The 20,244-nt window shown below is 51.2% G+C and carries 22 protein-coding genes; 13 read left to right on the plus strand and 9 right to left on the minus strand.

The genetic code is table 11. The annotated features are described in order from the left end of the window. Positions 1–106 precede the first annotated feature (106 nt). Together K0H80_RS06190 and K0H80_RS06195 are read left to right on the plus strand one after the other, a co-directional pair. On the plus strand, positions 107–3,424 hold the full coding sequence (locus K0H80_RS06190; RefSeq protein WP_220073438.1) for a S41 family peptidase: 3,318 nt from the start codon (positions 107–109) through the stop codon (positions 3,422–3,424). 277 nt (positions 3,425–3,701) lie between these two features. Next, positions 3,702–4,529, plus strand: a complete 828-nt coding sequence (locus K0H80_RS06195) for a porin family protein (protein WP_258406188.1) — start codon at positions 3,702–3,704, stop codon at positions 4,527–4,529. A gap of 82 nt (positions 4,530–4,611) precedes the next feature. On the opposite strand, the gene K0H80_RS06200 is transcribed toward K0H80_RS06195, so the two are convergent. The 5 genes from K0H80_RS06200 to K0H80_RS06220 form a co-directional block, all read right to left on the minus strand. Continuing rightward, positions 4,612–5,145 carry an OsmC family protein gene (locus K0H80_RS06200; RefSeq protein ID WP_258406189.1) on the minus strand — a complete coding sequence of 178 codons (534 nt, stop codon included), beginning with the start codon at positions 5,143–5,145 and terminating at the stop codon, positions 4,612–4,614. Positions 5,146–5,239: 94 nt separating this feature from the next. Beyond that, positions 5,240–5,458, minus strand: a complete 219-nt coding sequence (locus K0H80_RS06205; RefSeq protein WP_220073440.1) for a hypothetical protein — start codon at positions 5,456–5,458, stop codon at positions 5,240–5,242. Positions 5,459–5,568: 110 nt separating this feature from the next. Then, the gene (locus K0H80_RS06210; RefSeq protein WP_220073441.1) at positions 5,569–5,919 is read right to left on the minus strand and encodes a DUF3325 domain-containing protein; all 351 of its coding nucleotides are present in this window, start codon (positions 5,917–5,919) and stop codon (positions 5,569–5,571) included. Beyond that, the gene (locus K0H80_RS06215; protein ID WP_220073442.1) at positions 5,916–7,613 is read right to left on the minus strand and encodes a PepSY-associated TM helix domain-containing protein; all 1,698 of its coding nucleotides are present in this window, start codon (positions 7,611–7,613) and stop codon (positions 5,916–5,918) included. The genes K0H80_RS06210 and K0H80_RS06215 overlap by 4 nt, the downstream gene beginning before the upstream one ends. A gap of 4 nt (positions 7,614–7,617) precedes the next feature. Further along, the gene (locus K0H80_RS06220; protein WP_220073443.1) at positions 7,618–7,857 is read right to left on the minus strand and encodes a hypothetical protein; all 240 of its coding nucleotides are present in this window, start codon (positions 7,855–7,857) and stop codon (positions 7,618–7,620) included. Positions 7,858–8,337: 480 nt separating this feature from the next. On the opposite strand from K0H80_RS06220, the gene hpf reads away from it, so the two are divergent. Further along, on the plus strand, positions 8,338–8,694 hold the full coding sequence (gene hpf, locus K0H80_RS06225) for a ribosome hibernation-promoting factor, HPF/YfiA family (RefSeq protein ID WP_011865043.1): 357 nt from the start codon (positions 8,338–8,340) through the stop codon (positions 8,692–8,694). Between the two features lie 162 nt (positions 8,695–8,856). Here the strand turns inward: hpf and K0H80_RS06230 are convergent, their stop codons facing one another. Then, a complete protein-coding gene (locus K0H80_RS06230) occupies positions 8,857–9,273 on the minus strand; it encodes a hypothetical protein (protein WP_220073444.1) in 417 nt (138 codons plus the stop codon). Between the two features lie 135 nt (positions 9,274–9,408). Next, positions 9,409–10,494 (minus strand): M35 family metalloendopeptidase, encoded by a 1,086-nt coding sequence (locus K0H80_RS06235; protein ID WP_220044671.1) that lies wholly within the window; start codon positions 10,492–10,494, stop codon positions 9,409–9,411. Between the two features lie 515 nt (positions 10,495–11,009). Between K0H80_RS06235 and ohr the strand changes: the two genes are divergently transcribed. Beyond that, on the plus strand, positions 11,010–11,444 hold the full coding sequence (gene ohr, locus K0H80_RS06240; RefSeq protein ID WP_220073445.1) for an organic hydroperoxide reductase Ohr: 435 nt from the start codon (positions 11,010–11,012) through the stop codon (positions 11,442–11,444). An 83-nt stretch (positions 11,445–11,527) separates the two neighbouring features. Here ohr and K0H80_RS06245 read toward each other — a convergent pair whose 3' ends face one another. Beyond that, positions 11,528–12,469, minus strand: a complete 942-nt coding sequence (locus tag K0H80_RS06245) for a LysR family transcriptional regulator (protein WP_144203383.1) — start codon at positions 12,467–12,469, stop codon at positions 11,528–11,530. Positions 12,470–12,607: 138 nt separating this feature from the next. Between K0H80_RS06245 and K0H80_RS06250 the strand changes: the two genes are divergently transcribed. Genes K0H80_RS06250 through K0H80_RS06265 form a run of 4 tightly spaced genes read left to right on the plus strand, consistent with a single transcriptional unit; the run spans position 12,608 to position 15,379 of the window. Continuing rightward, the gene (locus K0H80_RS06250; RefSeq protein WP_144203385.1) at positions 12,608–12,856 is read left to right on the plus strand and encodes a hypothetical protein; all 249 of its coding nucleotides are present in this window, start codon (positions 12,608–12,610) and stop codon (positions 12,854–12,856) included. Between the two features lies 1 nt (position 12,857). Beyond that, positions 12,858–13,790, plus strand: a complete 933-nt coding sequence (locus K0H80_RS06255) for a sodium-dependent bicarbonate transport family permease (protein WP_220073446.1) — start codon at positions 12,858–12,860, stop codon at positions 13,788–13,790. 9 nt (positions 13,791–13,799) lie between these two features. Beyond that, entirely contained in the window at positions 13,800–14,282 is a 483-nt protein-coding gene (gene purE, locus K0H80_RS06260) for a 5-(carboxyamino)imidazole ribonucleotide mutase (protein WP_220073447.1), read from the plus strand. After that, complete coding sequence (locus K0H80_RS06265) at positions 14,279–15,379, plus strand: 5-(carboxyamino)imidazole ribonucleotide synthase (RefSeq protein ID WP_258406190.1); 1,101 nt, start codon at positions 14,279–14,281, stop codon at positions 15,377–15,379. The genes purE and K0H80_RS06265 overlap by 4 nt, the downstream gene beginning before the upstream one ends. Before the next feature lie 373 nt (positions 15,380–15,752). On the opposite strand, the gene K0H80_RS06270 is transcribed toward K0H80_RS06265, so the two are convergent. Further along, the gene (locus K0H80_RS06270) at positions 15,753–16,145 is read right to left on the minus strand and encodes a PDDEXK-like family protein (protein WP_220073448.1); all 393 of its coding nucleotides are present in this window, start codon (positions 16,143–16,145) and stop codon (positions 15,753–15,755) included. A gap of 534 nt (positions 16,146–16,679) precedes the next feature. Between K0H80_RS06270 and K0H80_RS06275 the strand changes: the two genes are divergently transcribed. The 5 genes from K0H80_RS06275 to K0H80_RS19800 all read left to right on the plus strand — a co-directional run bounded on the left by K0H80_RS06275 (position 16,680) and on the right by K0H80_RS19800 (position 19,629). After that, positions 16,680–17,345: a hypothetical protein gene (locus K0H80_RS06275; RefSeq protein WP_220073449.1), complete on the plus strand. Its 666-nt coding sequence runs from the start codon at positions 16,680–16,682 to the stop codon at positions 17,343–17,345. Then, positions 17,342–17,695: a hypothetical protein gene (locus tag K0H80_RS06280; protein WP_220073450.1), complete on the plus strand. Its 354-nt coding sequence runs from the start codon at positions 17,342–17,344 to the stop codon at positions 17,693–17,695. Before K0H80_RS06275 ends, K0H80_RS06280 begins: the two co-directional genes overlap by 4 nt. After that, entirely contained in the window at positions 17,686–18,387 is a 702-nt protein-coding gene (locus K0H80_RS06285) for a hypothetical protein (RefSeq protein ID WP_220073451.1), read from the plus strand. Before K0H80_RS06280 ends, K0H80_RS06285 begins: the two co-directional genes overlap by 10 nt. A gap of 64 nt (positions 18,388–18,451) precedes the next feature. Next, a complete protein-coding gene (locus K0H80_RS06290; RefSeq protein WP_220073452.1) occupies positions 18,452–19,348 on the plus strand; it encodes a viperin family antiviral radical SAM protein in 897 nt (298 codons plus the stop codon). After that, positions 19,345–19,629: a ParE family toxin-like protein gene (locus K0H80_RS19800; protein ID WP_434086640.1), complete on the plus strand. Its 285-nt coding sequence runs from the start codon at positions 19,345–19,347 to the stop codon at positions 19,627–19,629. The genes K0H80_RS06290 and K0H80_RS19800 overlap by 4 nt, the downstream gene beginning before the upstream one ends. The last annotated feature ends 615 nt before the right edge of the window (positions 19,630–20,244 follow it).

The following is a 20,244-nucleotide window of genomic DNA, read 5'->3' on the forward strand; positions in this document are numbered from 1 at the left end:
TACACATTTGCTAATACTTCTTTAGCCACAAATTACTGTAGATTTAAGGAAAGTTTGCTACCTTGTTGCCCCATAAGAATAAATCCGACTTAATTATGGGCGCTTTATGAAACTCTCTCACCTGTTTGCCTGCTGCGCAATCGCCTTGGGCACCGCTTCTTCCGCACCACTTTTTGCCGCTCAAGCCGACAACCCAAGAGTTGAACATCTCGCTACCAATGCGCAGAACGTCGGCTACTACCGCTCGCCTGCGATTCATGGCGATACCTTGGTATTTACCGCAGAAGGGGATCTCTGGATTCAGCAGTTAGGCGATGCCCAAGCGAGAAGGCTTACCAGCCTGCCGGCGCAGGAGCTAGGCGCCGCCATCTCAAACGATGGCAAGCAGCTTGCCTTTGTCGCCAACTATGAAGGGGCGAGCGAGGTCTATGTGATGCCCATACAGGGCGGCGTCGCCAAGCGAGTCAGTTTCGAAAACAGCCGCGTGCGGGTGCAGGGCTGGACGCCAGATGGAAAGGTGCTCTACGCCACCGATAATGCCTTCGGCCCCGCTAACTATTGGGTGCTACGCAGCGTCGACCCTAAGAGCCTGACCACCCAAGATCTGCCGCTGGCCGATGCCATCGAAGGCGTGGTGGATAACGCCGGTGAATATGTCTACTTTACCCGCTTCGGTCTGCAAGCCACCGGCGATAACGCCAAGGTGTATCGCGGCGGCGCCAAGGGAGAGCTGTGGCGCTATAAGCTTGGCAGTGACCAGGAGGCTCAGCCTTTAACCGCCGAGCATGAAGGCTCGGTGCGCCAGCCCATGTTGTGGCAGGACCGTCTCTATTTCGTCAGCGACAGCAGCGGTAACGATAATATCTGGTCCATGACCTTAGATGGCAAAGACCTGCATCAGCTTACCCAGTTTAGTGACTGGCAGGTACGCGGCGCCCGCCTCGAGCAGGGACGCGTGGTGTTCCAGCAGGGCGCTGACATCAAGCTCTATGATATCGCCAGCAATCAGGTGTCGACCCTGGATATCCACCTGACCTCAGATTTTCCTGAGCGCCGTGAGCACTGGGTCAACAAGCCGATGAAATATGCCACCTCCACCAGCCTGGCGCCCAGCGGCGACAAGGTGGTGATCACTGCCCGCAGCCATGTGGCACTGGCGGGCACAGATGGCTCGCGTCTGGTTGAGCTGGCCCTGCCTGGAGACTACCGGGTTCGCGGCGCTGTGATGAGCCCCGATGGCAAGTGGGTCTATGGGATCAGCGACGCCTCGGGCGAGCAGGAGATCTGGCGCTATAGCGCAGATGGCAGCGATGAGGCTAAACAGCTCACCCAAGATGGCAAGGCCCTGCGTATGGCGCTGAGCCTCTCACCCGATGGTCGCTACATTGCCCACGATGATTACAACGGCGACCTCTGGCTCTTGGATCTCAAGAAGGGGCGCAACAGCAAGATATTGACCAATGGTCAGGGACTCGGCCCCTATGGCGATGTGGTCTGGTCGAACGATAGCCGCTTCATCGCCGTCACCAAGGATGAACGAGGTCAGCTAAGACCACAGATAGTGCTCTATTCTCTGGAAGAGGAGAGAGCCGAGGCGCTGACCAGCGACAAGTATGAGTCTTTCTCGCCAGCCTTTAGCGATGATGGTCAGTGGCTCTATTTCATCTCTAACCGTGAGTTTAATGCCACCCCAACCTCGCCTTGGGGCGATCGCAACATGGGGCCGGTTTTTGACAAGCGCGGGCAGATCTTCGCCCTGGCGCTGACGCCCAAAGCGGTATTCCCCTTCAGCAAGCCAAACGAGTTAAATCAGCCAGCGGCCAAAGAGGAAGAAGCGGCTAAAAAGCCAGCCAAGACACAGGTTCAGTGGCAGGGGCTCAGTAAGCGCCTGTGGCAGGTGCCAGTCGCCTCTGGTAATTACAGCCAGCTACAGGTGACAGAGAAGGGGCTTTACATGCTGGCAAATTCTGTCGATGGCGCCCAGGCTCCAAATCTGATGTGGGTCAAGTTTGATCCCCTCGGCCCCAAGGTGGAAATCTTCAGCGAAGATGTGGCCAGCTATGCGCTCTCTGGCGATGACAGCAAGCTCTTCCTGCGCCGCCACAGCAAAGGCGGCGCGGAGATGCTGATCGTCGATGCGGGCGAATCGCTGCCCAAAGATCTTGCCCATGCCAAGGTACAGACAGAGCAGTGGCAACTGGCGATCTCGCCGCAGCTCGAGTGGCAGCAGATGTTTGAAGATGCCTGGCTGATGCACAGAGATTCCTTCTTCGACAAAAAGATGCGCGGCCTCGACTGGCAGGCGACCAAGGCCAAGTATCAGCCGTTGCTGGCCAGACTGACCGACCGTCACGAACTGAACGATATCTTCATGCAGATGATGGGCGAGCTCGATGCCTTGCACTCTCAGGTGCGCGGCGGCGATCTGCCGCTAGATCCTAATCAGCCTCAGGGCGCTAACTTAGGTGCTCGCCTGTTACAGACCAAGCAAGGGGTCGAGATAGCCCATATCTATCAAAACGATGCCGAGTTGCCGCAGCAGGCTTCGCCACTGGCCAGAGTCGATGTCGATGCCAAGGTGGGCGACATCATCCTGGCGATCAACGGCAAGCCGGTTGCAAACGTTGCCGATGTGGCCCGCCATCTGCGCAATCAGGCGGACAAGCAGGTGCTGCTGACCCTCAAGCGTGATCGCAACAGCTTCAAGACAATCGTACTGCCGGTGGCAAACCGCGTCGATGCCAAGCTGAGATACCTGGACTGGGTCAACAACAATAACCAGAAGGTGGCTAAGGCGGCAGGCGGCGAGATAGGTTATCTGCACCTGTATGCCATGGGCTCGGGCGATATCGCCAACTTTGCTCGCGAGTTCTACGCCAACATAGAGAAGAAGGGTCTGATTATCGATGTGCGCCGCAACCGTGGCGGCAACATCGACAGCTGGATCATAGAGAAACTGCTGCGCCGCGCCTGGATGTTCTGGCAGCCAACCCAGGGCACACCGAACACTAACATGCAGCAGACCTTCCGTGGTCATCTGGTGGTACTGACCGATCAGCTGACCTATTCAGATGGCGAAACCTTCTCTGCCGGTATTAAGGCGTTAGGTCTGGCACCGCTCATCGGTAAGCAGACCGCCGGGGCCGGCGTCTGGCTCTCGGGTCGTAACTCGCTGACCGATAAAGGGATGGCGCGGGTTGCCGAGTACCCTCAGTACGCCATGGACGGACGCTGGATAGTGGAAGGCCGCGGCATTAGCCCAGATATCGAGGTCGATAACCTGCCACATGCCACCTTTAAGGGCGAGGATGCACAGCTGAACAAGGCGCTGAATTACCTCAAGCAGAAGCTGGAGTTAGAGCCTGTGCTACCCATTAAGGCGCAGCCTATGCCAAGCAGCGGGATGGCTCAAGACGTCAAATAACACTTTGATTTGACCTTAAGTTAACCCAAACCATTTTAGGGGGTTACCGACCAAGCAGTTCCCAGGTCGGTAACCTCCATTTTTATGGGCGGCTGTTGCTGTTTTTTTCTGCTGTATCAGATACAAACTGCAAAAATTGTATTAGCTTATAGGTATGTCGCTGCCATAGTTTAGGTTGCTAGATCGGAATATCAGGAAGGTGAACATGAAAACCACTTATGGAGTTAGCAAAGCTCGCAACGTCACTGGTACCTTGTTGCGACTGGGCGCTGTATTATTGAGTACGTTTTCCTTAGGTTCAGCACAGTTAGCCCATGCCGAGCAGCAGGGATTTTCCGTTACCCTGGGCGGTTTCTACGCCAACTCAGATTCCGGCATTGTGGTGCAAAACCCAGATCTTGGAAAAGACTTCACCCTAGATTTCGAGAACGATCTGGCCCTGGTCGAGAAGGAGCTCCTGCCCACGCTGGAGCTGGCCTACTGGTTCAATGAAGATCACGGCGTCTATCTCGACTGGAAACGACTGGATCGTGAGGCCCGCAATCGCTCCATCTCTAAGCCCTACGAGTATACCGAGGTGAACTCGGGCCAGACCTACCTAGTGCAGGCGGGGGCGGATATCAGCACCATCTTTAACGTGGATATTCTGCGCCTGGGCTATCGCTATAACTTTTACAGCGGCGAGGATGTCGATCTGACCCTGCTCGCCGGTCTGCATATTATGTGGCTCAAGCTGCAGTTTGTAGGTGAAATTGGCGCCTGCGTCGATGACGAGTGCCAGGTGGTGGACGTTAATCCAAAGAGTAATGCGCTAACCGAGGTGACGGCGCCGCTACCCGATCTCGGCCTGCAAGGGCGCTACCGTATCAACGATCGCTGGAGCCTCTCTGGTTGGGCGCAGTATTTCTATGTCAGCCTGGGGGATACCAAGGGGCAATTGTTCGACTTCAGCGCCGGGGTCAACTACCAGCTGAGTGATTCTCTGGATGTGGAGTTGGCCTATAAGTATTACAAGATAGATGTCGAGGTCGAGAAAGATCTGGCCGATTTCGATATCTACTATGGTTTCAAAGGCCCGGCTTTGTCGCTAACCTATCAGTTCTAGCCCTTAGCGATACTAGCCCATAGCGATACTAGCCCTTAGAGACACAAGCCCTTGGCGATACTAGCCCTTAGAAACATTAGTGCTAGCGCCTTTGGCGCGGCGCTATCTCAATGGCTATCTCTTTGGCCAGTGAGTTGGCGATAAAGCAGTGTTTGTGGGCGAGGGCATGCAGCTTAGTTAGCTGCTCTTCGCTCAGTGGCGGTGCCAATTCAACCTCAGGGTTGAGTGCTATGCGAGTGATAGCCATCTGCCCCTTTTCATTTCTTCCCAGCTCGGCCCATGCCTCGTCGCGATAACTCAGCAGCGTCAGACGCTTCTTCTCCACTATGGTGAGAAAACTCAGCATGTGGCAGGCCGCCAGCGCGCTTAGCAGACTCTCCTCAGGATTGACCCTATCCTGACTACCCAGAAACTCGGGCGCGGCCGAGCCGGCGACGACTTGGCCGCTGGCGAAGCTAAGCTGGTGATCCCGGCTTATTTGCTTGGGGCCTGTACCAGAGTCTTTAGCTAGAGGCTCTCTTTGCAGAGGCTCTCTTTGTAGAGGCTCTGAGTTTTGTGCAGTGTGATGGCTACCATGAGTGGCTGGTGGCCAAGAGACGGTAACCGAAAAAGACATGCTATCGGGCCCACTGGAATGCAAAATAGAATGCGGCCACTATAGCAAACTTTGAAAACCTTTTGGGAAAGGTTGGAATCCTTATGAAATGAGGTTACGCCGCATCTCGCAGCGCCGCTTTCTCAAGGGTGCTCTGGTCGAGAGCACTTAGCTTTAGCGCGAGTGGCGATAGCGTGACCCTGTCTTGAGTCAGTTCGGCGGCGCTTAGGAGTTGTCTATGGTAATCGTCACCACGACTCTTGGTCATCGCAGCCTTATCGCTGGGGAGTTGGCGCGTCCATCTCTGATAGGCCGCCGCAGGTGAAATTCGCATGGTATCTGCCCTTGCTGTTTGGCGCCTGTCTATCAGGAGTGTTATCAGGCGCTATAGTGTTTGCTGAGCAGATAATAAACAGATGCTGCTGTATCCAGGCTGAATGAAATTTAAACAAACAGGCTAAAGTCAACCAGCGCCAGCAAGGCGGCGACGGCCATGCTAGCGGGCAGGCGTTTTGCCTGATAGCTAAGCAGCAAGATAACCGCCAGCGCCGCGGCGCTCATCACGCCAAACAGCAAAATTGTCGCGTAGGCGGGCTCATATTGGCCGAGCAGCGCGAGAAAGCTTAAGGCGAGCGAGGCCCAGCCTGTCAAGGTAAGCGCCTTCTGTTGCATCTCGGTGGGTGGACGTTTGAAGCAGCTCTTGAAGTGGCTGAACATGGCCAGTGCAAGGGCGCCAAAGGCGATAAAGGCCAAACAAAGGGATAGGCAAAGGGCTAGGCCGATGGATAGGTTCATTGGCGCGCCTCCTCTAAATCACTATCTCTTGTCTCACGAGTCATAGCCGTTGTGTTGGGTCTGCTAGCTCTGCCAGCTCTTGCCGTGTCTGTTCTCGGGCTGGTGGCACTTTGGCGCGGATTGATTAGCTTTGACTGCCTTACCTGCCTGGCGGCAAATCCCAGAGCCAGGGCAAACAGCAGGCTGACCATATCGAAGCCTACCAGCGTCCATTGATTATCATGCATGTTAGCGAGCAGACTCTGCCCCGAGGTGATGGCGCTCACAAGCGGCAACGCGGCAAAGGCCAGGGCGCCCAGCACCAGCCATTGACGCCAGCGACGCCAGGACTGCGCACCGCGAAGGCCATCCCACAGGGCGACCAGGGCGATGATCGCCAGCGTGATGAAGAAGGCGTCCACCTCTCGCTGGGCCCTGTCGCCGATATCGAGCGGCAACAGACGGTTTGCGTAGAAAAAGATTGCGGTGGCGAGAGGAAGGCCGCAGATGAAGCTGATGTTGAGCCCGTCCACTAGCCTGAGGCCGACAGTCGGCTCGGTGCCAGATTGAATCGCCTTTTGTTGTTTCTGGGCGATCTTTACCGCCCATAGCAGGGTGCCAGTGGCGACCATGGCGCAGCCGAGCAGGCCGCAGAGGAAGAAGAAACCTCGTAAGGCCCAGTCGGCAAAGCGCGCCGTATGCAACGCCATCAGGGTGTCATAAGTCTTGTAGGTGGCGCTGTCCGGGTTAGCCTTAGATATCAGTTCGCCCTTTACTCCGTCGAAAATCAACAGATTACGCCTATCTGTCACCGTCTGCTCACTGTTGAGGGTAAAGCTGATGCGGCTGTTATCTTTCCCTGGCGCGCTGATGCTAACCTGCTTAAGCGGCGCGGCGCCCCACTGCTGTTCTATTTGAGGTAGCAGGCTAGTGGCCTCGATGAGCGGCGCCGCTTCATTGCTGGGCTTTGTCTGAATGCGGGCGGGGTTGAGGTCGGCCCTGAAGGCGCGCACGTCGCCATTGTATTCTTGCAATGCGCCCCAAGGCATGAACATGAACATCAGAGTGATGAGACCCGTATAGGTGATGATCAGGTGATAGGGCAGAGCCATCACGGCGCTGACATTGTGGGCGTCGAGCCAGGAGCGACTGCCCTTTGCCGGCCGAAAACTGAAGAAGTCTTTAAAGATCCGTTTGTGGATCACCACGCCGCTTATCAGGGCGATCAGCATCGCCATGGTGGCGAGCCCCACTATCCAGCGCGCGGCCACCACAGGCAGGTAATGCAGATCAAAATGCAGGCGGTAGAAGAAGTTGCCACCTCGGGAGTCGCGGATCTCGGTGATCATCTGCTGACCATCCTGGCTGACCACATGCTCATGGAACTTGCCGCGACGCTCACCCTTTTTAGGCTCGTCCGCCCAGCCGAAGCTCAGGTAAGGCTTGCGCTCACTCGGGAAGGACATGGTCCAGCTCGCGGCGTCGGGGGCCTTGTCGGCCAGATAGGCCTGGCCCTTTGCGATCTGTTGTCCAATTCGCTGCTGGTCATAGTCTTGAAAGACAGATTGGTGCAGCTCGGGTTTGCTCCACAGGCTGATCTCGTGACGGAAATAGCTCAGGCTGCCAGCAAAGAAGATAAGCAGTAGTAGCCAGCAAACGGCGAGGCCAGCCCAGGTGTGCAGCCAGGTCATGGAGCGGAAAAAAGTCTCTTTCATGGGATTAACCTAAAACGAGTGTGAGGCTGTAGAGCAGGCTGCAAAGCGCCACGGGTTCCAGCACCACGCGCAGGTGAGACCTGAGGCTAAAGAGGCGGATGATCATCATGGCGAAGATGCTAAAGGAGACCATAGTGCCGACAAGCACCGCATCGAGACGGCTAAGGGGCAGAGTTTGTGCCAGCAGCATACAGGCGAGCGCCGCCACGCCGTAACCACCCAGCAGGGAGGCCAACAGGCGCACGACAACCGAAGCTCTGGGAGAGAGGTCTCGCCCGAATGATGTTAGGCGTGGAGAAATGCTTGTATTCACTATGGATAAATTTATGAACTAAGGGTTAGCTTATTCTACACTTGTTGATATAAGTTCTCATTCGTATTTACATGTAAAGCTGTTTTCTGAAATTACTCTTAGGTTTGCCCTTTGGCCCTCCCTTAGTTTGTGGGCTAGCATGAAGATGACGCCATAAAGACAGATTGATTAAATTTTGTTTACTTTGTGGGATTTATGGCCAAAACCGCCTGTTTATGCCTGATATCCTGTTTTAGCCGCTTGCTTTTAACCAGTATGGGGAGTACATATTAGTAGACACTGAATGGAGATTTACTTGGATTTTGCCCATGCTTATATAGGCGTCAATTGAAAAAAAAGTGCTTCAGCCCCTTGTTTTTTCTTTCACTCATCCCAAGTTCATTATTGAAGTCATCCTAAAAAGGAAAACCTATGAAAATAAATCTTTCTGGTCATCACGTAGATATCACCGATTCAATAAAAGAGCATGTGAATCAAAAGTTTTCCAAAATCGCGACCCATTTCCCAACGCTCATTTCACTCGATGTCATCATTGCTAAAGAGCACGGAGAGTTTCAGGTCGAACTCAGTACCAATTATGAAGGTAGCCGGATATCAGCCTCTGGGAGTGACGATATCATGTATCCTGCTATCACTAATGCCGCCAAAAAACTGGATGCGGCGTTAAAGCACAGAAAAGGCCATTTAAAGGCAGATCTGCATCAAAAGCCGGTAAGTACCACACCTGAGATTGCCCATGAGATCATCCAGGAGATGAAGTTGGTCTAAGCCTACAAGGCATAAGAGACGATAAAGCCACCCTTAGGGTGGCTTTTTTACATCTGGGCTATTGTGTATTTGAGTTATGTGTATTGTGGCTAGCGGAAGTCAAAGGCTAGGAAAAGTCTGAATATAGGAAAGTCATAGACTAAGTAAGCTGAGCATCAAAGGCTAAGGCAGGTCGACCTCGAGCGCCGGGCATTCAAGGGCTGTGCTGTGCGTCTTGTCACTCAGGTCTTGGTAGAGGGTTAGGGGACTAAGCTTAGCCTGATAACGACCCGGAGGGATAACAAATGCCAGCGCCAGTTCCAGCGAGACGCTTAAGGACTCGCCCGCAGGCAGCAGCAGATAGTCTTCATCAGTCGGCTCGCCACGCTTGGCGAGTGCGCCCTGATATTCAAGACTCTGTTGGTTATTCAGGTCGGTCAGGGTCAGAAACTTGCTAAACCAGGCATCGAAGGGGCTGTGCCAACTCAGCAGGTACCAGTTGGTGTTTGCCGGCGCAGTTATCTCGAAGGTGAGAGTATTGTCTTGCTCCGCCTTTATGAGGCGACAAGTGGGTAGCGCTTGATGTGCGAGGCTATTCATACTTATGGTCCAAAGTAGCAAGAGGCTAAGTGACAGAAACCTTAAAGGCATAAACATAGGCATTAACCTTGGCATCAGCTAAAAAAAAGGGCGGATAATTCCGCCCTTAGATTGACAAGAAAGATAAGAAATAGATTAGTTTAAGTTAGGCGTGTTTTCAGCAAAATATTCATGGCTGTCAGCATTTTGAATCGCCTGTGAAGGATCGCTGATCGCCAGTGATTTCGCACCGCTCTGACCGTAAACAATATCATCTGTACCTGCTACTACGTTGAAGTGGCTGGTCTCATGGATGATGGTGCCGCCCTTAGAGTCAGTTCCCGACGTTGGGGCTGTCCAGAAGGCATTACACATGTAGATCTTGTATGGCTGAGTTGGGTAAACATAAGCGTAGTATTGCTTCTTACAGCTGCAGTCGAAGGTCAATGGCTCGTTGTTGAGCGTGCTATCGATCTTGCTGAAGTTGTTGCTTACCGTGTTCCAGCGAGACGAGCTGTAGGCGCCGAACCAGGTGCTGTAACGCTGTGAGTTGCTGCTGGCCGTGGCCAGGTGCTGGTTAGCGTCGGCTGACATTGTCTTAGCAGCCGCTAGGCCGGCAAGGATATCACTCTGCTGTGAGTTGCTGCAGCGACCGGTGAAAGAGATGCCGTCAGGTGTGGTGCCGCCACCATCGCCGGTGCCTGGCTTACCCTTGTTAGCGCCGCCTTTAAATTCGCGGCCTTCAAGGTAGAAGCTCGCTGGGGCAGAGTGTATGCCTTCTACGCCAAGGCGAGCCAGTTTCTTGGCTTGGCCTGGGTTTGGCGCAAATAGCTGCATAGAGCTGACATCATAGCTGATCTCATAGTTAGCCGTAGATGACATGTCATACAGTGACGATAGCTCTACCTGATAAGAGATGCTCTCACCGGATTTTAGCTTGATGTAGTCTTTATGGCTTGGTGCTGGACGCTTGTAGTGGGCACCAAGGTAAGGGCGCTCTTGACCGTCAGCGGTAACTTTAAATAGCGACTCTTCAACACCGTCTGCCGCGGTAAACCACTTGAGTAGTTTCACCGGAACGTTTGCTTCGTTGGTCAGGGTTAGGGTGACCATCACGTCCTGATCGCTACTGAAGCTGTCTTGGCTCATCTGCAGTTTAGCGGCGATCCCTTCGGCGAGGGCTGATTGACTCAGTAAGGTGGTGGCAATAGCGAGTGTTGATAATTTGAATAGCTTGCTCATCAATTTGTCCTTTTGATTGAGGTTATTTTTATAGTGTTAACAAATGTTACTCAGTTGTTACATTTTGGAGTTTAATCAAATTAAGGTTTGAATAGCAAGCATTTATTGGAGCTTTATTTTGAATAACTAAAGTTGGCTAGTGCAATGTACTTTATCTGACTAACGACAGGAAATTGGCTACCCCAACGTCAGCTGTTTAGCTGCCATGTTCAAGCGTTGCTCTAACCCTCGCCTTAGCAAATTTTCCAAGTCATAACAGCCCATCTCATCTCAGATCAAATGAGGTTGAACACCTCTTTGTATCGTCCTTGATTCGAACCGTTTTGGAAAAATTGAAAATATAAGTTGTGCGCAATTTAAATTTTGGGTATAACTACTGCAAATGAATTGCGCGCAATTTAAATTGCATTCTTATTCGTATTCAAGAGTCGTACTCAAGAGTCGTATTCAAGTGTGCATTCTAAATTGCAAAAGCGCTTTGCTTTCAATGAACCTATTCGAAATGAGGAAAGACCATGAAGACTTTATATGAGACTCAAGCCACTGCGAGCGCCGGACGTAACGGACAGGTGACGACAGACGACGGCAAGCTGTCTATCGCCCTTAGCTATCCGAAAGAGATGGGTGGTAGCGGCGAGGCGAGTAACCCTGAGCAGCTATTTGCGGCGGGCTACAGCGCGTGTTTCTCCAATGCCGTTCTGCATGTGGCCAGAGAAGCCAAGGTGAAGCTGACGCAGGCGCCGGTTACCGCTAAGGTGGGCATAGGCGCTCGCGCAGAAGGTGGTTTCGGCCTAACCGTAGCCCTGATTGTCGAGCTGGCGGTATCTGATGAGTTATCTCAGGAGCAAGCCGCGGAGCTGGTAAGAACGGCCCATCAGGTCTGCCCATACTCTAACGCAGTGCGCAACAACATAGATGTTGCGCTAACTGTGAATGGCCAGTCTCTGTAACTCGTCAGTTTGTGTAACTTGTTAGCTACTCTAGCTTATTAGCGAGTTCCAGGCTGGCAGCCCTAGGTGAAGGTGTTAACACACTAAAGCCTGTGTTTTGCCAGCTCGGTGAGTAGCATCTCGCGTCCCTCGCTTTCCACATGGGTCAAGAAGGCCTGAGCGATTGCCGAGGGACGTTTTGATTTAAGCCAGAGAAAATACCAGTTGGAGTTGATCGGCAGCTCCTTCACATTCAGCTGCGCCAGCCCGGTATTGCCGCCAAAGGCGAGGGTATGGGCCGAGAGTATGCTGACGCCCAGTCCAGACATGACCGAGTGTTTGATTGCCTCGTTGCTCTCTATGGTCATCTTAACGTTAAGCTTCACCCCCTGTTTCGCCATGAAACGCTCGATGGCCAAGCGGGTGCCCGAGCCATTCTCACGCATCAAGAAGGGCGCCTCACAGAGCTCGGCTAACGAGACGCCATCCTGACTGACTAGGGGATGATTCTCCTGGGCAATAGCCACCAGGGGATTATTGAAGAATTCGATACTCTCTGTGTTGAGATCCGCCGGTGGATGACTAAACACGTAGAAGTCGTCGATGCCCTGTTTGAGGCGCTCAATGATCTGCTGGCGGTTACCGACATTTAGCTGCACTGCGACATTGGGATAGCGCTCGCAGAAGGGGCCGAGCAGGTGGGGAATAAAGTATTTCGAGGTGGTCACCACCGCCAGGCGCAGGGTACCCGATTTGAGCTCCCCCATGTCCGAGAGCGACATCTCCAGCCTCGCAAAGCTGTCGAGGATCTCTGTGGCCGATTTAACCACCTCCAGCCCCGCCTCGGTAAACACCACCTTGCGACCCACTATGTTATACAGGGGGAAACCAATCACATCGGCGAGCTTCTTAAGCTGCATCGAGATGGTGGGCTGAGTGAGGTGCAGGGTCTCGGCGGCGCCGCTGACGCTGCCGCTATCATAGACAGCCAGCAAGATCTCCATCTGCCTGAGGGTACCAAGATGTGCCTGTAGTCTGAGGGACATAGTCGCTCCATATATAGATTTTTATCTATATAAAAACATAAAAATATCTATTTTTATATATAAATTGTTTTTGGCAAGATCGCTCCAGCTAAAAGAACACCGAATTTTTCGCGGTATCAGTCGTAAACGGGGGATCTTATGAAACAGTTAACTCAGCTTGTCCTGGCAGAAAAACAATCACTCTTCAGCCTAGTCGTTGGCCTTGTGGTGACCACGCTGGCGTTTGCCACCATGAGGGAAGGACACAACGGTATGGGGCTGCTGGTTGTCGGTCTTGGCCTGATCTCACTGACCTTGGTCTCCATCGCCGCCAAGCTGTCGTCTAAGCTCTCGAATAGGCGCCGCACCGTAAAGCCTACCACTCGCCTGCAAGTAAAGGGCGCCTAAGATGCAGCTAGATATCACCATCGCCTTCTTTATCCTGGGGGCGCTCGCCACCCTTATCCGCTCAGACATTCAATTTCCCAAGGCGCTCTATCAGAGTCTGACTTTGTTCCTCATGCTGGCCATCGGCCTCAAAGGAGGCGTGGCACTGTCAAAATATGGCTCCATGGCATTGCTGCCACAATCCTTGCTGGTGATTGGCATGGGGTTGATTATTCCACTGATCGCCTTTCCCATTCTGCGCTATATCGGTCAGCTCAAGCTTGAAGATGCGGCCTCAATTGCCGCCCACTATGGTTCGGTCAGCATAGGCACCTATGCGGTGGCCGTGGCGTTTCTCGAGGCGCAGGGCATAAGCTACGAAGCCTACTTCCCGCTGTTTGTGGTATTGTTGGAGATCCCCGCCATCGCCGTGGGTATCGCCCTGGCCAGACGCTCGGGCACCAACCTTAAGTGGCGCACACTGATCCATGAGGTGTTCTGCAACCAGAGCCTAGTGCTGCTGGTCGGCGCACTGATCATCGGCTACTTCTGGGCCGAGCGCATCGAGGGGGTGACCCCACTCTTCTTCAACCTGTTCCATGGTGTGCTGGCTCTCTTCCTGCTGGAGATGGGAATGCTGGCCGCCAGCCGTCTAAAAGAGCTGAAGCAGATGGGTAACTTCATGTTGGCATTCGGCGTCTTCATGCCACTGATTGGTGGCTTGCTGGGCAGCATTCTTGGCTTAAAGATGGGGCTGTCGAGCGGCGGCGCCACTCTGCTGGCGGTACTGGGGGCGAGCGCCTCATACATAGCGGTGCCGGCGGCCATGCGGGTCGCGATTCCCGAGGCGAACCAGAGCCTGTCTATCACCTATTCACTGGCAATTACTTTTCCGTTCAACGTACTGGTGGGAATACCTACCTATGCGCTGTTCACCTATTGGTTATCAAATTAAGAGGCACGTATGAATAAAGCAAGAGTAGCAATCATCATGGGTTCACAGAGCGATTGGCCGACCATGAAAAATGCCACCACAGTCCTGGATGACCTAGGGATCGCCTACAGCAAGCAGGTGGTCTCGGCGCATCGCACCCCTGAGCGTCTGGTGAGCTTCAGCCATGGCGCGGCCGATGAGGGCATAGAGGTGATCATCGCCGGTGCCGGCGGCGCCGCGCATCTGCCGGGTATGACGGCTGCCATGACACATCTGCCTGTGATTGCGGTGCCCGTGATGAGCAAGGCGCTAAAAGGAATGGATAGCCTGCTGTCTATCGTACAGATGCCCAAAGGCGTTGCGGTAGCCACCCAGGCGATTGGCGATTCAGGCGCCTTCAACGCTGGCCTGATGGCGGCGCAAATTCTAGCCCTGGGCGATAGCGAACTGACCCAGCGTCTGTGTGACTGGCGTGCTAGCCAAACCTCAGGTGTGTCGCTGGAGGTGGAATGATGCGCATCGGCATTATCGGTTGTGGTCAGCTGGCACGCATGATGGCGCTGGCGGGCATTCCATTAGGGCTTAAATTCAGCTTCGTTGCCGATGGTGGCCCAGATACGGATCTCAGCTGCGTCGAAGGCCTGGGGCCTGTGGCGTTCTGGCAGCCGGGGCAGAGTGTCAGCGCACTCTATGAAGCCTTGGGCAAACCCGAGGTGATCACGGTCGAAAAAGAGCAGGTGGATCTCGAGTTAGTTCGTGCGCTCGAAGCTCACTGCACCATCAGACCGAATGTCGACAGCATCGCCAAGTGCAAGAGCCGCATCCATGAAAAGCAGCTATTAGCCGAGCTTGGTATTCCCTGCGCGCCCTTTACCTATGATGTCAGCCTCGAGGAGAGCGCCAAGACCTTAGGTTATCCCATGGTGATCAAGTCCCTCGACGAAGGCTATGACGGCAAGAACCAGTGGGTGGTGCGCAGCAATGATGATCTTGCGAAGGTATCACCTGAGCTGAAACAAGGTCATTACCTAGCGGAGCAATGGATCCCTTTCGATGCAGAGGTGTCTCTCATCGGTGTGCGTAGTGCAAGCGGGGAGGTGAGTTGTTATCCCCTGACCGAGAATCAGCATCAAAACGGTATTCTGCTACGCTCAATGGCGCCCGCCAGAGGATTAAGCGCCGAGATGGTGCAGCAGGCGCAAAGCTATATGACCAAGCTGCTTGAAGCACAGCAGTATGTCGGCGTACTCGCCATGGAACTGTTCGTGGTGGGCGATAAACTGCTGGTGAACGAATTGGCACCTAGGGTACATAACAGTGGTCACTGGACTCAGCTCGGCGCACAGACATGCCAGTTTGAGAATCATATTCGCGCCGTCGCCGGACTCGCCTTGGGGGCAACTTCGGCCATAGGTAAGACGGGCATGCTGAATCTGTTAGGTGTGGTGGCTCCGCCAATGGACGCCCTAAGCAGCAATGCCAGCCTGCACTGGTACAACAAGGCCGCCAAGCCCAACCGCAAGTTAGGACACATCAACTTCATGCTGGATGACTACGCCCAGTTGGCCAGTCAGATGCAAAGCGTCGAGCAGTCGCTGGTGAAGTGCTAGGCTAAGTGATTCATGTGCAAGTACGAGATTGGTATCTAAGATTTAGCTTCTAAGATTTAGCTTCTAAGAATTAGCGTCTTAAACCGATAACGAGAAAGCCCCGACAAGACCTGCCGGGGCTTTTTTATCTTTGATTTTAAGCCGTTAAATAGACTTGCTGCATGCTCTTAAAAAGCGATAGATACAAAAAAGCCGCTAAACCCCTCTGGTAAGGGCTTAGCGGCCTTTGAAGGTTATCGCTAACCTGATGTTGGTGGGGCGGCGTCATCTGGATTTGGCCGGTATTTAATTGATATTTAAAGTTTTTAATATCTATTAAAATAAAATGTGTACCAATTGGTGTATCTAAAATTTTAATTGCATGGGAATTGCGTTAAATGCGCGCAAACATTCGATTAAAATTTTTACCGTTTTGATGGAATCTTAGGTGACCTTTGCGATTCAGTTTAACTTTCCCTGTAAACGGGTGAGTGATGTAGCCCCATTGACCGTACCTGGAAAAGTACAGCACGTAATCGATATCGACCCCATCCCACTGTGATTGAACTAGGACGTTTTCATTACAAGTATCGAGAGACTTTACTTGGATTCGATAAAATGAGTTCCCATCCGAAATAAGCAAGTCGGTCTTACTGCCATGGTCGGCCATGGGGAGAAACACTTCCCAACCATCCATTTGGAACCATGAGGCTGCAAGTGTTTCGAAAGAGATGCTTTTGTAAAATTTAGCGGTTTCGGGTTTAGCCTGAGTTTGTTTGATAGGCATAATTATGATCCTGAATTTATGCCATTTGTCTGCTATTGGCTGCATGACTATGGCCGAAAGCTCCGTCACGGATGCTTTCAATCAGGATTCACAACTACTCCTTATAGAATGTAGTCCATGGCAAAGCGGCCAAGCTTGGATTTCGGGCTCAACCCATACTCTCCATAAATGCCAATTCAGTCTCACACTGGTGAATCGCGTTCAGACATAACCTAGTTATTGCTTAGTGCTTTGTCAATTGCTTGCGATTGCTTTAACTAATAATTTATTTAACTCTATCAGGCATGATTTCTGCGAAAGTTCGAGCAGGTACGATAAGTACTGTTGCTGTCTCATTCTTTTGTTACTAATACAGCTAATTAAAAAATATGTTTAGCTTAGCTTAGGTGCTGGTAACTGTTTGTTATCTTATAAGAATGACCAGGATTGACAATGAGCATCAACAAAGCATAATTCCAGTCAAATGACCTTAGGTGCCAAAGATTATGGATATCACTTAAGTTAGGACAACAAAAATGGACATTGGTAAAACCTATGCAGCAAATCGACTCAGCATCGCAAAGTAGCGGCGCGAATCAAAATGACAGTACTTGGCAAAATACAACTACTCAGCAAAACCAGAATCAGCCGCAACAAGTCAGTCTCGCCGCGCGAGTTGGGCGCGGAGTGACATTTTTAGTGAAGTGGCTGTGGCTATTGACTATGTTTTTACTCGGCATTGCCCTGAGTTTACTCATGACAAAAAAGATATTCGAATACTCATATTCATTGTCTGAGCTGGATTTGGCCGAAACCCTATTTTTTGTTGGACTAGTACTGTTTGTCTTTCATTATTTAAAGCTGTGTTACCGAAGCGATGCCCCTCTGGTGCGTAAAATCATTATGCCCTTTGTGCATCAAGCACAAGTTAGCTTGGTTGCTTTTTTTGTGGTGAGGATCGCTGCTAAAGCCAATAAGTTAACTTTTAATGATTATACCGACATGCCGTTGCTGGATTTGGCTGTTTATCTTTTGATCTTGATAACACTGGGTTATAGCTATTATTGGGTTGCCTACATGGGCGGCAATAACGCTGTCGCAGTTGAAGCAGCCCCCGGCAAGGCTGCGAATAAGCCAACGGATGACCTTAACCAGAGCAATGAGAAGGGAGATTTGCCTATCGGGCAGGGTGACTCGGTAAATGCGGGAGGTGCGCAATGAAACCTGTTGGTTATTTTCTTAGTTTACTGATGTTGTTTAGCCAATCAAGTTATGCGCTGGTCAATTCTAACGCTAAACCCGGCAGCGCAGAGTTTTTGATTTACGCTTGTCAGGAATATACCGAGTTATATAAAAAGCGCGAGGAACCCCGATTTGGTGCTTTTCTCACTACCTCAAAAGAGGAGAGTTTCCGTGCCGGTTACTGTTTGGGGGCTATAATGCATGCCAACAGTACTTGTTCTTACTCCTATGCAAGGTCTGTTTATCTTGCTGCGGAAGCGATAGCATCTGTCAATTTTGATCGCGCATATAGTGAGGCCAGTTTGCTGGAGAAGGCTGTATGTCGCTAGTCAATACTAATCAGGCAGTACAGCAGTTGTTTGGCCTTGAAGGCAGCAAAGCGTTGCGATCCAAGGCCAATAGCTATCTACGAAACGGGGTTATTCCGTCATCACTCATAGTGGCTAATGGATTTAGCGATCAGAGCATGGATAAACGAGGTAAAAAATGGTTGAAGCCTCAAGGTGTCGACTGTTTGTTCAATGCGTTGGTGTTGGATGCCTTTTTTGATGATACCCAATATGTTAAAGCGATATTCGAGGTTACCGCTACCCGAATGGCCAGCGTTAACTTGTGTGAAGAGATTGTACTGAAGGCTCAGGCGGTAAATACGGTTGAACTGTTATCGGATGCACCTCAGCAATTTCTTAGCCAAATGCGGGATGAGACATTCAATCTGAGGGTCTTGCGCCTAAGATGCCCATTTGAGGCCCAGCGTTTACCACAAATGGACATGCCTCTTCGAAATACCGGCCTTTTGTATGAATTGCTAAGATCACAGCGTCTATCGCTTTGCCATAAAGATAATTTACTGTTGTGCTTGGTAGAGAATGGTCTCAGCGCTGCTATAAACTTTGCAGATCAACTGGAGCCGGAATTGTTACAAGGTGATTTGGCCTTGGTCGGATTGGTGCAACGGCTGCGTAACGAGTATCAAGAGGCACAAAATTTTAATGTGCTATTAAATTTGCTACCGGACTGACATAACGCTTTTTTGTGCAGTGCACAAATTAACACTACTCCTGTCTACCATAAGGAGTTGTGTTATGAGCAAAGCAAATCAGTTAGTTATCAACTACCACATCACTGAAAAGTGCAATTACGACTGTCATTACTGTTACGCAAAATGGGCTAAACCGAACGAGCTTCATCGAGATTTGGGTGAAATGAAGCAAGTGCTTACAAAGCTAGCCCAATACTTTCTTTCATCCAACCCAATTCAGCAAAAACTTCAATATCAAAGCGTACGGCTTAATTTTGCTGGTGGCGAACCTTTGCTGTTGAAGCAGCGATTCATTGAAGCATTAGATTATGCTATCGAACTTGGCTTCAAGACGTCGATTATCACTAATGGTCATTTAATCAGCGACCAATTCATCATAGAACACAGCCATAAACTGCAATTATTGGGGATTAGTTACGACTCGTGCCATGTAGGGGGTCAGCAAAAAATTGGGCGGATAACGGCGTCTGGTAAGGTATTGTCAGCGGCGCGCTTGCAATCGATCTTCCATCAAGTTAAGCGTCAGTCGCCAACCACTGAGCTGAAAATTAACACTGTGGTGAACCAATTTAATGTCGAGGAGGACTTTACGGCATTAATAACAGCACTTCAGCCCAATAAGTGGAAGATACTGCGTGTTCTTCCAGTATTTGATTCTATTCAAACCATCCGTGACCCGCAGTTTGAAGCTTTTGTGGCGCGGCACCAAGCGGTGAAGCAGGTTATGTCGGTTGAGAATAATGACTCAATGACTAATTCCTATCTAATGCTTAGTCCCGATGGCGCTTTTTTCCAAAATGGGGATCAGGCACAGGGATACTTTAAAAGCCGAGCATTACTCACCATCCCGATTGATGTGGCTTTGGCGGAAACTGGATTTGACGCGGTAAAATTTGCCCAGCGTTATGTTAATGCGACTCAGGTGCAGGGGGCTGCATGAGTCATCAACGTATCGTTACCCTAGGTGATTTGGATGTTCAACTCGTAATATCCAAGGCTTCTTGCAAGATAACCAAAAGAGCTGAACGGTTGGTCGCAAGAGTAATGGCAAATCAAGTCGTCCGTGGCATGCGCCCCAAAGTGCTGCAGCGGAAAAAGCATTGGTTGAGCTATAGGGTAAACAGACAATATAGGATATTGGTACAGCGATCATGCTGTCAAACGGGCCCTTATTACTGCCTGAGTCATGCCGAGTTTGACCTCTGGGTGAACAAGCATTAGTCGACTCAATACTTGGATAACCATAGGGGCCTCGCATTGCAGTAGCGGCATGTCGTTCGCTCTATTAGTGTGGGGGGCAATTGTTGTCATCCATTGCCAATATTCCATTTATTTATCATAGGCTTATTGGGTTGGATAACTCTTGCGATTAGTTATTCTATTCCTTACAGCATGTCGATTGTGAGGTAGCTATGTACAAGCAGGTTAGCTATAGCAATGTATTGGAGTTTAGCTAATAGCTTACTCTTTACAAAGCTAATTCATGGTAGGTTTAAAGTAACTAGAATGGCCCGTATTTTGTTGACCCCTCTAATGCTTCAGATGAAGCTAGCGATTTGAGCTGCCAGTTATCACAGGCCTAAAGTCAAAAAGGCAGACTGGACCCGATCACCAAGTAAATGTCCCTCGACTAACATACGCCAACTGTACCACTTATCTAGTTAGATAAGTGGTACAGTTGGCGTAGCTTTTTTGGCTCAGCCAGACCCAAACCTAGATAAACTTGACGTGAAGTAATTTCTTAACGTAAACCAGCGCTACAGAGAATTTGCGCCACGAAATCCGCACTCTTCCTCACCCTCCTGCACGGTTTGCACCTTAATTTTTTTCAGTTTT

Source organism: Shewanella aegiceratis (genome assembly GCF_019457495.1).
GTDB lineage: Bacteria > Pseudomonadota > Gammaproteobacteria > Enterobacterales > Shewanellaceae > Shewanella > Shewanella loihica.